General features: G+C 62.1%; 12 protein-coding genes and 1 pseudogene. 6 read left to right on the top strand and 7 right to left on the bottom strand.

Annotated features, from left to right (window positions below):
* Window positions 1-49 precede the first annotated feature (49 nt).
* A complete protein-coding gene (locus SynRS9902_RS11105) occupies window positions 50-598 on the top strand; it encodes a bifunctional nuclease family protein (protein ID WP_186509151.1) in 549 nt (182 codons plus the stop codon).
* On the top strand, window positions 595-1,716 hold the full coding sequence (locus tag SynRS9902_RS11110) for an aldo/keto reductase (RefSeq protein ID WP_186509152.1): 1,122 nt from the start codon (window positions 595-597) through the stop codon (window positions 1,714-1,716). Before SynRS9902_RS11105 ends, SynRS9902_RS11110 begins: the two co-directional genes overlap by 4 nt.
* On the opposite strand, the gene SynRS9902_RS11115 is transcribed toward SynRS9902_RS11110, so the two are convergent.
* From SynRS9902_RS11115 to topA, 5 genes are read right to left on the bottom strand one after another with little or no spacing between them, the layout of a single operon-like run.
* Entirely contained in the window at window positions 1,690-2,703 is a 1,014-nt protein-coding gene (locus SynRS9902_RS11115) for an ABC transporter substrate-binding protein (protein WP_186509153.1), read from the bottom strand. The genes SynRS9902_RS11110 and SynRS9902_RS11115 overlap by 27 nt on opposite strands.
* Window positions 2,700-3,899: a nicotinate-nucleotide--dimethylbenzimidazole phosphoribosyltransferase gene (locus tag SynRS9902_RS11120; RefSeq protein WP_186509154.1), complete on the bottom strand. Its 1,200-nt coding sequence runs from the start codon at window positions 3,897-3,899 to the stop codon at window positions 2,700-2,702. Before SynRS9902_RS11120 ends, SynRS9902_RS11115 begins: the two co-directional genes overlap by 4 nt.
* Window positions 3,871-4,524, bottom strand: coding sequence for a DUF2232 domain-containing protein (locus SynRS9902_RS11125; protein ID WP_186509155.1), 654 nt, complete (start codon window positions 4,522-4,524; stop codon window positions 3,871-3,873). Before SynRS9902_RS11125 ends, SynRS9902_RS11120 begins: the two co-directional genes overlap by 29 nt.
* Window positions 4,521-4,949, bottom strand: coding sequence for a hypothetical protein (locus SynRS9902_RS11130; RefSeq protein ID WP_186509156.1), 429 nt, complete (start codon window positions 4,947-4,949; stop codon window positions 4,521-4,523). Before SynRS9902_RS11130 ends, SynRS9902_RS11125 begins: the two co-directional genes overlap by 4 nt.
* Entirely contained in the window at window positions 4,949-7,648 is a 2,700-nt protein-coding gene (gene topA / locus SynRS9902_RS11135) for a type I DNA topoisomerase (protein ID WP_186509157.1), read from the bottom strand. The genes SynRS9902_RS11130 and topA overlap by 1 nt, the downstream gene beginning before the upstream one ends.
* Before the next feature lie 111 nt (window positions 7,649-7,759).
* On the opposite strand from topA, the gene SynRS9902_RS11140 reads away from it, so the two are divergent.
* Genes SynRS9902_RS11140 through SynRS9902_RS11150 form a run of 3 tightly spaced genes read left to right on the top strand, consistent with a single transcriptional unit; the run spans window position 7,760 to window position 10,428 of the window.
* Entirely contained in the window at window positions 7,760-9,331 is a 1,572-nt protein-coding gene (locus tag SynRS9902_RS11140) for an NAD(P)H-quinone oxidoreductase subunit N (protein ID WP_115132185.1), read from the top strand.
* Window positions 9,324-10,022, top strand: coding sequence for an ABC transporter ATP-binding protein (locus SynRS9902_RS11145; protein ID WP_186509158.1), 699 nt, complete (start codon window positions 9,324-9,326; stop codon window positions 10,020-10,022). The genes SynRS9902_RS11140 and SynRS9902_RS11145 overlap by 8 nt, the downstream gene beginning before the upstream one ends.
* Before the next feature lie 19 nt (window positions 10,023-10,041).
* On the top strand, window positions 10,042-10,428 hold the full coding sequence (locus SynRS9902_RS11150) for a response regulator (RefSeq protein ID WP_186509159.1): 387 nt from the start codon (window positions 10,042-10,044) through the stop codon (window positions 10,426-10,428).
* On the opposite strand, the gene SynRS9902_RS11155 is transcribed toward SynRS9902_RS11150, so the two are convergent.
* Together SynRS9902_RS11155 and SynRS9902_RS11160 are read right to left on the bottom strand one after the other, a co-directional pair.
* Window positions 10,370-11,485, bottom strand: coding sequence for a PAS domain-containing sensor histidine kinase (locus tag SynRS9902_RS11155; protein WP_186509160.1), 1,116 nt, complete (start codon window positions 11,483-11,485; stop codon window positions 10,370-10,372). The genes SynRS9902_RS11150 and SynRS9902_RS11155 overlap by 59 nt on opposite strands.
* Before the next feature lie 90 nt (window positions 11,486-11,575).
* Window positions 11,576-11,962 carry a PAS domain-containing protein gene (locus tag SynRS9902_RS11160; protein ID WP_186509161.1) on the bottom strand — a complete coding sequence of 129 codons (387 nt, stop codon included), beginning with the start codon at window positions 11,960-11,962 and terminating at the stop codon, window positions 11,576-11,578.
* 85 nt (window positions 11,963-12,047) lie between these two features.
* Between SynRS9902_RS11160 and SynRS9902_RS11165 the strand changes: the two are divergent.
* A pseudogene (locus SynRS9902_RS11165) lies at window positions 12,048-12,777 on the top strand (response regulator transcription factor).
* Window positions 12,778-12,797 lie beyond the last annotated feature (20 nt).

The following is a 12,797-nucleotide window of genomic DNA, read 5'->3' on the forward strand; positions in this document are numbered from 1 at the left end:
CGCCCGCAGCGGCTCTCTGGCCATAATCGGATAGAGCTGCGCCGCCGACATGGTCGAAATGAGCGTCGCCGGAATCGCCCTCGATGCCGCCAGCCGCACACCCATGGTGCTGCTGCGGGATCCCAGTGGCCGCCGTCAGGTGCCGATCTGGATCGATCAGGCGCAAGCCCACAACATCATGGCCGGACTGCAGGGGGGAGAACCACCACGCCCCCTCAGCCATGACCTGATGGCAGCACTGTTGGTGGCTGGAGGGCTCGAACTGGAGCGCGTGATCGTCCACGCAATTGAAGACAGCACCTTTCATGCGGTGTTGAAGCTGCGACCCGATCTGGACGAAGCCGAGTTGGCTGAAAACGAAGTGCTGGAACAGATCGAAGTGGATGCCCGACCCAGCGACGCCATTGCCCTGGCGATCCGCACCGGTAGCGGCATCTGGATGCTGGAAGAGGTGGTGGCGGAAGCCTCGATTCCAGTAGATGCGGAGGCGGATGCTGAAGATCAAAGTGCCTTCAGCCGTTTCGTCGACGACCTCAGCCCTGCGGCCTTGGTGCGCCATTTGCGCAACCAAGACAGTGAGGCACCCTCGGAGGAGTGAACACCCGCGCCTTCGGCAGCGGCCGCCCCGTCAGCCTGTTCACCCTCGGCACGATGCGCGCCCTGAACTCGGCGGCCCAGATGGCCGAGGTGCTTGACGCGGCAGCGGCAGCTGGGATCAATCATCTGGAAACCGCCCCGGCCTACGGACCTGCGGAACGTTTTCTGGGAGAGGCCCTTCGCCAGAACAGCCACACAGGATCAGACCGCTGGGTGATCACCAGCAAACTCCTGCCAGGGCTGAGCTTCGAGGAAGGACAACGCCGCCTTGATCAGATTCTGGAGCGGCTGGGCTGTCCACAGCTCGACAACCTCGCCATCCATGGCATCAACCGGGAGGAACATCTGGACTGGGCCCTGGTGGGCGATGGGTCCAGGCTTCTGGAATGGGCCGTCAGCAGTGGCCGCGTCAGCCAGGTGGGCTTCAGCAGCCATGGCAGCAACCCGCTGATCGATCGGGCGCTGCGCAGCCAGCGCTTCAGTTTCTGCAGCCTGCACCTGCATTGGCTGGATCCCCAGCGCCTGTCCCTGGCCCGTTGGGCCCTGGCGCACGGCCTCGGTGTGATGGCGATCTCCCCTGCCGACAAAGGCGGTCGCCTCCAGGCCCCCAGCCCAACACTGATGGAGGACTGCACCCCCTTTGCCCCCCTCGAGCTGGCCTACCGGTTCCTGCTGGCACAGGGCATCAGCACCCTGACCGTTGGCGCCGCAGCTGCAGGGGATCTTCAACTCGCCGCAACCCTGGCGCAGGGGGATGGGCCCCTCAGCCAGGCCGAGCACCAGGCTCTGATCACGGCAGAAAGACGGCAGCAGGAACGGCTTGGCCAGGAGCATTGCAAGCAGTGCCAGGCCTGCCTTCCCTGTCCGAACGAGGTTCCGATCCCCGAACTCTTGCGGCTGCGCAATCTGGCCATGGGCCATGGGCTCAACGAATTTGCGCAGGAGCGCTACAACCTCATCGGCCGTGCCGGTCACTGGTGGGAAGAGCACGACGCCTCCGCCTGTGAACGCTGTGGGGAGTGCCTTCCCCGTTGCCCGCATCACTTGCCCATTCCTGATCTGCTGGCGGACACCCACCAACGCTTGAAGGCTTCACCGCGACGGCGGCTCTGGAGCTGAATCACGCCAGCGCTCTTCCAGGGCGCTCCGGTCTTCGGGCAACAGCGGTGGCAGCGACCAGCAGCGCAACCAGGTGTCTGCAGACGGAAAGAGCAGAGGCCGCAGACGCGCCGATAGGGCGTTCTGGTCCACCATCAGCCCTGGCGATGCAATCGGAGCCCGCCATCCCTGCTGCACCAAGCGGCGACGCAGGGGATCCCGCCATCCCTGCTCGACCCAGCGCTGGGGAACCGGTTCACGACTGGCCTCCGGCCTGAGCAGAACAGTCCAGTGCAAGGGCGCGCCGGAGGCAGGCAGGATCGCCCGAAGACGAGGATCCCGCCCCAACAGAGCGATGCAGCGGCTCAGGGGAAGAACCACCACCTTGGCCTCACCCTTGAGCAACCAGTTGGTGGCTTGACGGTCGTCATAGGTGAGGGCCTGGCGACGCAGCGCAGGCAAAGCCTGGCCTCCGCCCACATGGTCCGCCAGGCTCATGACCAAGCGGGGGCTGGCGGGAAGCACCACACGCCCTGCCATGGCGGAATCCAGCAACAGGGGCCACCCCTCCTGGGTCATGGCCGGGTCATCCCGCAGCAGCATCACCCAGGGGCTGACAGCCAGCGGCAACACCCGATCCTGAAGAGCACCGAGGCTGGCCAGCAGAGCCTTGGCCTGACCATCCAACTGGCTCAGGAGCGGTTCAAAGGCAATGGGCTGGAGCGTGTCCGCTGGATGGGCATCAAGCCATCCATCACCGATCACCAACACATCGGCACGCGCCTGATCCGCCGGCCTCCAGTCCTGCTGGGCTGGAGCCAGCGTCAGGCTCCAGGGCTTGGGCAAGGCATCAGCCCACGGTTTCGGCACAACCCCAGCCGGAGCCATCAGGGTTGGCGCGGATGTCGCCGGACGACAGCCCGCCAGCAGCACGGTTCCCGTCGCCCCGATCATCTGGAGCACTTGGCGCCGGCGCAGGGGACCCAACCGCTCTCTCCAGACGTTCATGGGCTTGACGTTACGGGGCGACTGAGCAGCTGCTCCAGGGCGTGCTCACAATCCAGCACCAGATCGGCACAAGAGCATCCACGCAGCTGGGCGAGCAGCAAAAGAGCGCCGGCCCCCACCCCTTCTTTCACATAGCCCCGTTCGTAGTCCCGTAAGGGTTGATGGGTGCTGCTGTGAAAACGCACGCCGCAGGCCAGAACGGAGAGGGCAGCAGCCAGGTGGCTCGCAGTGGCATCCACCAACCCGCCGAAGGGGGACTGACCTGCCAGATCCGCACCCTCATCAGCGAGCCAACCGGTGGTGCCGATCAGCACCTGGGCCGCCAGCTGGTCCTGCTGACGGGCGGGCAAAGCCTGCATCGCCAAGGCCAGAACAGCCAGCATCTGGCAACCGCCCCCCAGCAGCAACGGTTGTCCCGCGGACACCGCACCCACCAACACCCCGGCGGTGAAGGCCTGAAAAGGGTCACCAACAGCGGCCAGGATCTGCTCGGCCGAAGAATGCGCACCAAGCGAAGCCCGCTGAAGCCCTCGGACAACGAGGTCTTTCTTGAGTTGCTGCGGCGGATGAAGAGCACTACCGCTGATCAGATGGGCCACCTCCACGCCGAGGGCCGTCAACACCGCTTGAGCGGTTGTGGTGCCCCCTGGAACACACTCCGCCACCACCAAGGGGCGTTGCAACCGCCGCCCCAGCAGCTCTCCCTGTCGCCACAAATGCTGCACCCGCGGCAATGGCATCGCCACACCACTGGACAGGCAGGCCGAGGGGCCTTGGTCCAGGGGCTCGATGTGCAGGTGAGGAAAATCGGGTTTCTGGGCCAAGCCGAGGGCCGCCACCTGCGGCGTCAACTTCAAGCGTCGCGCCGCAACATGGCTGAGCAGGGCGGGGGAGACGCCAGCGGGCAGCGGCGGCAGAGGCCAACGGCGCTGCCGCGCCGGTCCATGGATCAGAAGCTCCGCATCAGCCAGGGCGGTGTAGCGCCGCGAAGCCACGGTGGAGCCAGCGGCGGAAATCCCTTCATGCTCAGCCGTTCGCGTGGCCGCCAGAACGAGCAAAAGATCCAGCGGTTGATCGTTGGAGGTCCAGGGACGAAGTGCCGCTGCGTCCAATGTGCTTGCGCCGAGACCTCCCAGCTGCTGACAGCCCTCAGGCAACACCGAGGCTTCAGAGGGGATCGAGGGCAATGAGTCCATGCAGCAGCCTCGGGGGCTCCGGAATCGGTGATTTCAGGCGGGGAAAGATCCAGTACGCCAAAGCATGAAGAGACAGCACATAGATGACCTCCTGAACCACCACCAACAGCAATGCCATCAACTGCACCTGGGTGAGATCCGGTGTGATCGGCAGATGCAGTACCCCGATCAAGCGCTCGAGCAGCGCGGAACCGGCCCGGGTGATCACGACCCAGAGGTTTTCACCCACGAGCAACGAAAGCACCAGAACGCGCACCAAAAACCCTGCTGTTCCAAGAACAACGCCCCCCGACCAGCTCAGCCACCAGCTGATCCCCCGGCACCAGCTCCAGCCCAGCCAGAGCGACAAAAGCCCGTAGGGAAACAGCAGCAGCGGTCCACGCAAAGGACCCATCAAGGCTGTGAGCAAAAGCACAGAGAGCAGCAGACCCTCTGCACCGGAACGGTTGCCACGACGCAACTGCAGCAGGATCAGGGGCAAGGGAAGGGCCAGACGAAACAGCGCACCACCCACCGGCAAGTAGTAGAGAGCCAACCAGATCAGCCCAGTCGCGGCCGCGAGATATGCCCCCTCAACCAGCCTCAGAGCCTGCTGGCGGCTCAACCGGGGGGTCGCGTCGGTCATGGTTCAACCCGCTCAATCCGTTCCACCGCAAAGCCAACATTCGCCTCACGCAGGGCGCGGGTGACGGCTTCAGCAGGAGCGGCAGGGTCGGCTCCGGCCAAACGGATGGTGATCCTGTAGGGCGCCTGGGGCAGACGTTGGGATGACACCGTCCGCGGTTTTGGCTGCGGAACAGGATCAGGAGCATCCGTTGCCTCAGGTAGGGAAACAGGCTCGGCCGCCGGCGTGGAGGGGGTCGCAGCAGTAGGGCTGGCAACCGATGGGCTGACAACTGTTGGGCTGGTCTTCACAACCGGTACGGGCGCAGCTGCCTGGGCCGGCCTGGCTTCAGGCACCGCGAAGGAGCGTTCCAACTGCTCAGCGACCGGTGTGCCGGCACAGGCCTGCAGGAGCCCCACAGGCAGCAGCCAAAGCAGACGGGCCATCAGTTGTCAGCCGGCTTGATCACCCGCACCGCACTGGCCCTGAGCCGACCGGTCTTGGTGGTGGCGGGGGGTTTCTTGGCAGCTGGTTTCTTAGCCGCTGGTTTCTTGGCCGCCGATTTTTTCGCGGCGGTTTTACGACCGCCCTTCTTCGATGCTGCCTTGGCGGCAAGCAGTTCCACCGCCTCCTCAAGGGTCACATCGTCAGCGCCCTTGCCTTCCGGCAGCGAGGCATTCACCTTGCCCTGTTTGACATACAGGCCGTAGGGACCGTCATAGACCTGAATCGTTTCATCACTGCCCTCTGGCTTACCGAGGTCCTTGAGGGCGGTGCGTCCACCCCGACCCCGTTTGGGCATGGCCAGCAGCTCAAGGGCACGGCTCAGCCCCACCGCCAGAACATCGTCATCCCCCTTGAGCGATCGGTAATCCTTTTCGCCCTTGCCCTTATCCCAGACGACGTAAGGGCCAAAGCGGCCCAGCCCCGCCTGAATGCGCCCACCATCGGGATGTTCACCGAGAAGACGCGGCAAACGGAGCAATCCGAGGGCATCCTCCAGGGTGAGATCCTCCGGCTTCTGCCCTTTGGGCAGAGACGCACGTTTGGGCTTGGGATTCTCATCACTCACCTGGCCACGCTGCACGTACGGGCCGTACTGACCGAAGAGCAGGTAGACCAAATCCCCCGTTTCCGGATCCTCACCAATGGATTCGGGGCCGTCGGCCTTCTGTTTGAGGATCAGCTCGGCCTGCTCTTCATCCAGATCAGCCGGAGTGATCTCCCGGGGCAGGGTGGCTTTGATCAGCTCTTCCTCACCGTCGTCGCTGACTCGCTTGGCCTCCAAGTAGGCGCCAAAACGGCCGATGCGAACCACGGAGGACAAGCCCTCCAGATCGATGGTGCGGGATGCACCGGGGTCAATGTCCCCTTCCCGTTGCTGCACCTGGTTTTCCAGGCCCTCATCACCCTTGTAGAAGCCCTCCAGGTAAGGCAACCACTGCACCTTGCCGTGGGAGATCTCATCGAGGGTGTTCTCCATCCGAGCGGTGAAGCTGGTGTCCACCAGTTCAGGGAAATGCTCCTCGAGCAACGCCGTCACAGCAAAGGCGGTGAAGCTGGGAGTCAGGGCATTGCCCAGCAGCGTGGCGTAGCCGCGATCCACGATCGTTCCAATGATCGAGGCATAGGTCGACGGCCGGCCGATGCCCTCCTTTTCCAGCATCTTCACCAGAGATGCCTCGCTGAACCGTGCCGGTGGCTGGGTCTGATGGCCAAGGGGCTCAACGGTCTTCGGCTCCGGTGCATCGCCAACGCTCAACGCCGGCAGCAACACTTCCTGCCCCTCAAGGGCCGCATCGGGATCATCACTGCCTTCCACGTAGGCGCGGAAGAAACCGGGGAAGTCGATGCGCTTGCCGCTGGCCCGGAAACTGGCCTCGCCTGAGCTGAGATCGACCGAGAGCATCGTGAGCCTGGCCTCAGCCATCTGGCTGGCCACGGTGCGCTTCCAGATCAGCTCATACACCGCCAGATCTCGCCCATCCAAACCGGTCTCACCGGGGGTTCGAAAGCTTTCGCCCGATGGACGAATCGCTTCATGGGCCTCCTGGGCATTGCGGGCTTTGGTGCTGAACTGCCGCGGCCCTTTGCTCAGATAGTCCTTGCCATAGAGGCTCTCCACGCAGTTGCGGGATGCGTTGATCGCCTGATCCGACAAGTGAACCGAGTCGGTCCGCATGTAGGTGATGAAACCGCGTTCATAGAGCCCCTGGGCACAGCGCATGGTTTCCCGGGCTGAGAGGCGCAGCTTGCGATTCGCCTCCTGTTGGAGGGTGCTGGTGGTGAAGGGAGGCACCGGCTTGCGCACGGTGGGCTTCTCCTCCACCGCATCCACCGTCCAGGCGCTGGATCGCACGGATTCAGCCAACGCCTTGGCCTCGCTCTCGCTGAGCAGCCGCACGGCACTGCCCGCCTTCAGCCCACCGGTGCTCTCGTCGAAATCGTTGCCGGTGGCGATTCGCTGGCCACCCACATGGGTCAACTTGGCTTCAAAGGCACTGCCCGACTGCTCAAGCTGGGCCTTGAGGTCCCAGTAACTGCCGCTGCGGAAGGCGCGGCGGGCCCGTTCCCGTTGAACCAGGAGACGAACCGCAACGGACTGCACCCGCCCGGCGGAGAGTCCCCAGGCCACCTTTTTCCAGAGGAGAGGGGACAGGGTGTACCCCACAAGGCGATCCAAAATGCGCCGGGTTTCCTGAGCATGGACGAGCTCCATGTCCAGGTCGCGGGTCTGATCCAGGGCCTTGCCGATGGCCTCCTTGGTGATCTCGTGAAACACCATGCGCTTCACCGGCACCTTCGGCACCAGCAACTGGAGGAGGTGCCAACTGATGCTTTCGCCTTCCCGGTCTTCGTCCGTCGCCAGCAGCAACTGATCAGCACCCTTGAGGGCGTCCTTGAGTTCGCGAACCGTCTTCTTCTTGTCCTTCGGGACCACGTACAGCGGCTCGAAATCCGCGTCGGTGTTTACACCGAGGTTGGCCCATTTCTGCCCCTTGGCCGATGCCGGAATCTCGCTGGCGTTGTTGGGAAGGTCGCGGACATGCCCCATGGAGGCTTCGACCTTGAATCCCTTGGGAAGGAAGCCACGGATGGTCTTGGCCTTCGTGGGGCTCTCAACGATGACAAGGGTGTGCGCCACTAGCGGCAGGTAAACCGTTCCCCTTCTTTATCGCACCGAGCAGCGCTCTGCATGACCGTCGGCGCGTCAAGCGCCGCTACAGTCGCCCCAGCGCAACGGTTCCAGGCTGCCATGCCCGACATGGGTGCTTTCCTTCTCGCCACCCAGGCCACGGCTGCCCCTGGTGAGCTGCTGAATCTCTCTCTCAATGCTTCTGCAGTACTGCCCGAAGCCGCAGTGCTGCTGGCGATGATCGCCACCCTCTTGGTGGACCTGGCCGGCGAGAAAGTCGCCACACGTTGGGTACCGCCGATTTGCTACGTGGGTCTGGGGACCTCCCTGGTGCTACTCGCCCTGCAGTGGAACGCACCGCTGGAGCCCTCGTTCCTTGGAGCCTTCCTCGCCGACAACCTGGCGGTGGCGTTCCGGGCTGTGATCGCCTTGTCCACGCTTCTGTCGCTGCTGATCAGCTGGCGTTACGCGGAGAAGAGCGGCACACCCGTTGGCGAGTACGCCGCCATCCTCCTCGCCGCAACCCTCGGCGCCATGCTCCTTTGCGGGGCAACGGATCTGGTGAGTGTGTTCATCTCGCTGGAAACGCTCTCCGTCGCCAGCTATCTGCTGTCGGGCTATATGAAGCGGGATGCCCGCAGCTCGGAAGCAGCACTCAAATATCTGCTCGTGGGATCGGCAGCAGCTGCTGTTTTCCTCTACGGCTCTTCCCTGCTGTACGGCCTGAGCGGCAGCACCAGCCTCGACACCATCGGTCTGGCTCTGCAAACCAGCACCACACCTCTGGCTGCTTTGGCCCTGGTGTTCGTCTTGGCCACCGTTGCGTTCAAGATCGCAGCCGTTCCCTTCCACCAGTGGACGCCTGACGTCTACGAAGGTTCACCCACCCCTGTGGTGGCGTTCCTTTCCGTGGGTTCCAAAGCAGCCGGATTCGCCCTGGCTCTTCGCATCCTGGTGGGTTGCTTTGGTGCCTTCGACGATCAATGGAAATTGCTGTTCACCGTTCTGGCGGTGTTGAGCATGACCCTGGGCAACGTTGTTGCCCTCGCCCAAACCTCGATGAAGCGCATGCTGGCCTACAGCTCGATCGGCCAGGCCGGCTTCGTGATGATCGGCATGGTCTGCGGCACCGAGGACGGTTTCGCAGCCATGGTTCTGTACATGGCGGCCTATCTGTTCATGAACCTGGGGGCCTTCGCCTGCATCATCCTCTTCTCGATCCGCACAGGAAGCGATCGAATATCTGATTACGCGGGGCTTTACCAGAAGGATCCCCTGATCACCCTCGGCCTCAGTCTTTGCCTGCTTTCTCTGGGTGGCATTCCGCCAATGCTGGGTTTCTTCGGAAAGATCTATCTGTTCTTTGCCGGTTGGGCGAACCACGAATACCTACTGGTTGTGGTTGGCCTGGTCACCTCCGTGGTGTCGATCTACTACTACATCTCCGTCATCAAAATGATGGTGGTGAAGGAGCCCCAGGAGGCCTCCGATGTGGTCAAGGCCTACCCCGACGTGAATTGGTCCTTGATGGGAATGCAGCCGCTTCGGGTTGCCCTGATTGGATGTGTGGCGATCACCGCCGTTGGCGGAATCCTCTCCAATCCCCTGTTCCAGTGGGCCAATACAGCGGTTGCAGGAACGCCATTGCTTCAGCAGGCCATCGCCCTGTCCAGCCTGAAGGGTCTTGGCTGAGGCTGTGCAGCAGCCGGTTGCTGAGCTCAGGGGGATCAGCAAGATCTATGGATCTGGTGATCTCGAAGTCAAAGCCCTTGACCAACTGAATCTCACCGTCCAGGAGGGGGATTACCTGGCGGTGATGGGGGCCAGCGGCTCAGGCAAGAGCACGGCAATGAACATCCTTGGCTGCCTCGACCGGCCAACCAGTGGCACCTACCGGCTCAATGGCACGGCCGTTGAACAGTTGGATGACGATGCCTTAGCCGACGTTCGCAACCGCTCGCTCGGATTTGTCTTTCAGCAGTTCCATCTGCTCAGCCACGCCAGCGCCATGGAGAACGTGATGCTCCCGATGATCTACGCGGGAGTGCCCAGGGAGGAACGGATCGAGCGTGCCCAATCAGCCCTGTGCCGCGTTGGTCTGGCACAGCGTTTGGAGAACAAGCCCAATCAGCTCTCCGGAGGGCAGCAACAACGGGTGGCCATCGCCCGGGCCATCATCAACCGCCCCAGTCTGCTGCTGGCGGACGAACCCACAGGGGCTCTGGACTCCAGCACCACCGCCGAGGTGCTGGAACTGTTTGATGAACTCCACCAACAGGGCATCACCCTGGTGATGGTGACCCATGAAGATGATGTGGCGGCCCGAGCACAACGCATTGCTCGCTTCCAGGATGGTCGGGCGCTTACAGGATGCCCACAATGAGTTCAGTGCCCCTGCGCTAATGGAGGAGACCCCCAAGGCTCTTCGTGTTGCAGTCGTGGAGGATGACCCGCGCATCCAACAGCTGATGAATGCTGAAATCACCGATGAGGGGCACGCCTGCATCTGCTTCGGATCCGCAGAAGACTTTCTCGACGAAGTCGGCTCTGATCGTTTCGATCTGCTGCTGCTGGACTTGATGCTGCCGGGCATGGACGGCTTGGCCTGCCTGAAACAGCTGCAGCTCCAGGCCGCTTCCCAGCCTGCGTTGAGGGTGGTGATTGTGACGGCTCTCAATGACGCCGACAAGAAACACGAAGCTCTGGCGAATGGAGCGGAGGCCTACGTGCTCAAGCCGGATCTGTTCGAACAGCTGCCGCAACTGCTCCAGACGCGTTCGATGGTCTGAGCTTCAGATGCAAGCGAACGATCGTGGTGGTTCCTTGCGATGAGGGCTGCTGGTGGAGCTCCAGCGTTCCTCCACACCCCCTGACCAGTTCTCGCGCTAAGGCGAGCCCCAGACCCGGCCCCTCCACCCGTTCGCCTTCCCGTTCGGGCTTGCCCCGGAAAAACGGTGCAGACCAGCGTTCCAGATCCTCCGAAGCCACAGGAGCGTCAAGGCTCTGACTGGTGAACTCCAGGATGCAATGGTCGAGCCCGTCACACCCAGCAAGGCTGAGCTGAATCGGCATGGATCGGTTGGCGTGCTGGCAAGCGTTGTCGAGCAACTGATCCAACGTCAGCATCAAGGCCCGAGGGTCGGTTTGAACCACCAGTTCATCCCCCCGTTCGATGCCCTTCAGCTGGAGACTCGGCGCCAGCTCCCGAGAGGCTTCGTACCAGCGCTGAAGCAGCGGCACCAGGAGTTGGTCGCTACAGCTGATCACCTCCGGATCCACCTCAAGGCGTGTGAGCAGCGAGAGATGCCCGAGCAACTTCTGGATCCGCGCCATTTCCTCGCGGGCCATCGTGAGCCGGGAGCTGACGGCCTCCGGGAGAGCACTCAGCCGAGCCATCCGTTGCAGATTCCCACTCACGATCGCCAGGGGCGTGCGCAACTCATGGGTGAGATCGGTCATGAAGCGCTGCTGCTGAACCAACGCCCGTTCTTCGGGGCTGAGGTCGCGAAACGACACCAGCAGAAACGGCGACTGAATCAATTCCACAGGCCGCCAACGGAGCAGCTGCACCTGGGATTCATCGACCTGGGGGGAGAGCACCTGGCAGCGGCTCTCTCCAGAGGTCCGCGGCAAAGGACGTTGGGGGTCCAACAACTGAAGGGCTGCCTTGGCATGGGCATCCAAGGGCCTCAGCTTCAGAACATCAGCCAAGGTTTGATTCACCAGCTGAATCGGCACGCCACCAACAAAGAGGTCGGCAGAAGCTTGATTGGCCCAGTGAATTCTGCGATCCACATCGACAATCACCATCGCTTCGCTGGCCGCGTCGAAAGCGACCTGAAGCATTCCAAGAGACTGCCGCAGTTGCGCAATCAGCTCCAGATCCCTTGAGGATGACGACGATGAATCTGAGCTATTCATGCCGAATCGCCCATCTCAGCTCGGTTCCATCAACGGTCGAAGCGTTGCCGCGAACGACCAGCTGCCATCACTGTGCTTCTCCGCCACGATGAAATGTTCACTTTCAATGGCGTGTCCGTCGGAGCAAAACGTTGCCAGTTTCAACGGGTGATTCAGCACCTTGGACACCTCCGTCAGTTGAAAACGGGCAAACCCAGCGTGATGGGAATCGCGGAAGCTTGGCGGCAAGATCAAACCCAGGGATTGACCAATCAAGGCAGCTTCAGACCAGCCGTAGACGGCCTTGAAACGGTGATTAATTTCCTGAACGATCCCCGAAGCATCGGCACGAACAAAGGGGAGGTCTTCCTTTTCACGCAGTGCTCGGATTCGATCTTCCGTCCAGGCTCCTGGGGTCGACATAGCGAAGAACAGCCAATTTCAATGTAGGGACAAAATCAGTGAACGTTCTTTTGGTGCCTAGAGTGGAACGAGGTTTTAAGGCCGGATGTCCCTGGAATCCCAGCCCCGTCTCCGTGTCCTTCTTGTTGACGATGAACACAAACTGACTGATCTGCTTCGACTGGAGCTTGATGTTGAGGGATACGACGTTGATGTTGCTTCTGACGGAGCCAGCGGGCTGATCCGAAGCCGTACTGAACCCACTCCCGACCTGATCATCCTGGATTGGAACCTGCCGGACTTCAGCGGCATCGACATCTGTCAACGCATCCGAGCTGGGGGAATCACCATCCCCATCCTGATGCTGACGGGGCACGACGAGATCACCGATCGGGTCAAAGCTCTCGATGCGGGCGTTGATGATTACCTGATCAAGCCATTTTCCATCGACGAATTAATGGCGCGCCTGCGGGCCATGCACCGCCGCGCTGAAACATTCTCAGGACCTTTAGGCGGCTCAGACGTCAACGAAATTCTCAAGGTCGCCGGACCTCAGCATGAACACGCGTACCCGGGATGTGATGCGGGGAGATCGTGCGATCCGACTGTCTGTGAAGGAATACGACCTGCTGAATTTCCTGATGCGGGGTGCAGGCCGCGTGCTTGAACGCCAGGAAATCATGCACGGTGTTTGGGGAGACAATTTTTATGGGGACGACAATCTCCTCGACGTCTATATCCGCTACCTGCGTCAAAAAGTCGAACTGGACGACGCGCCAACCCTCATCAACACCGTGCGCGGTGTTGGATTCATCCTCAGGGAACAGACGAACTGACGTCTCTGTTTCGCTCGGCG

The organism is Synechococcus sp. RS9902, from assembly GCF_014279635.1.
GTDB lineage: Bacteria > Cyanobacteriota > Cyanobacteriia > PCC-6307 > Cyanobiaceae > Parasynechococcus.

Coding starts and splice junctions, on each gene's coding strand:
- SynRS9902_RS11150 (WP_186509159.1), top strand. CDS start 10,042: ATGGAGGAGACCCCCAAGGCTCTTCGTGTTGCAGTCGTGGAGGATGAC.
- SynRS9902_RS11155 (WP_186509160.1), bottom strand. CDS start 11,485: ATGCTTCAGGTCGCTTTCGACGCGGCCAGCGAAGCGATGGTGATTGTC.
- SynRS9902_RS11105 (WP_186509151.1), top strand. CDS start 50: ATGGTCGAAATGAGCGTCGCCGGAATCGCCCTCGATGCCGCCAGCCGC.
- SynRS9902_RS11160 (WP_186509161.1), bottom strand. CDS start 11,962: ATGTCGACCCCAGGAGCCTGGACGGAAGATCGAATCCGAGCACTGCGT.
- SynRS9902_RS11140 (WP_115132185.1), top strand. CDS start 7,760: ATGCCCGACATGGGTGCTTTCCTTCTCGCCACCCAGGCCACGGCTGCC.
- SynRS9902_RS11125 (WP_186509155.1), bottom strand. CDS start 4,524: ATGACCGACGCGACCCCCCGGTTGAGCCGCCAGCAGGCTCTGAGGCTG.
- SynRS9902_RS11120 (WP_186509154.1), bottom strand. CDS start 3,899: ATGGACTCATTGCCCTCGATCCCCTCTGAAGCCTCGGTGTTGCCTGAG.
- SynRS9902_RS11115 (WP_186509153.1), bottom strand. CDS start 2,703: ATGAACGTCTGGAGAGAGCGGTTGGGTCCCCTGCGCCGGCGCCAAGTG.
- SynRS9902_RS11130 (WP_186509156.1), bottom strand. CDS start 4,949: ATGGCCCGTCTGCTTTGGCTGCTGCCTGTGGGGCTCCTGCAGGCCTGT.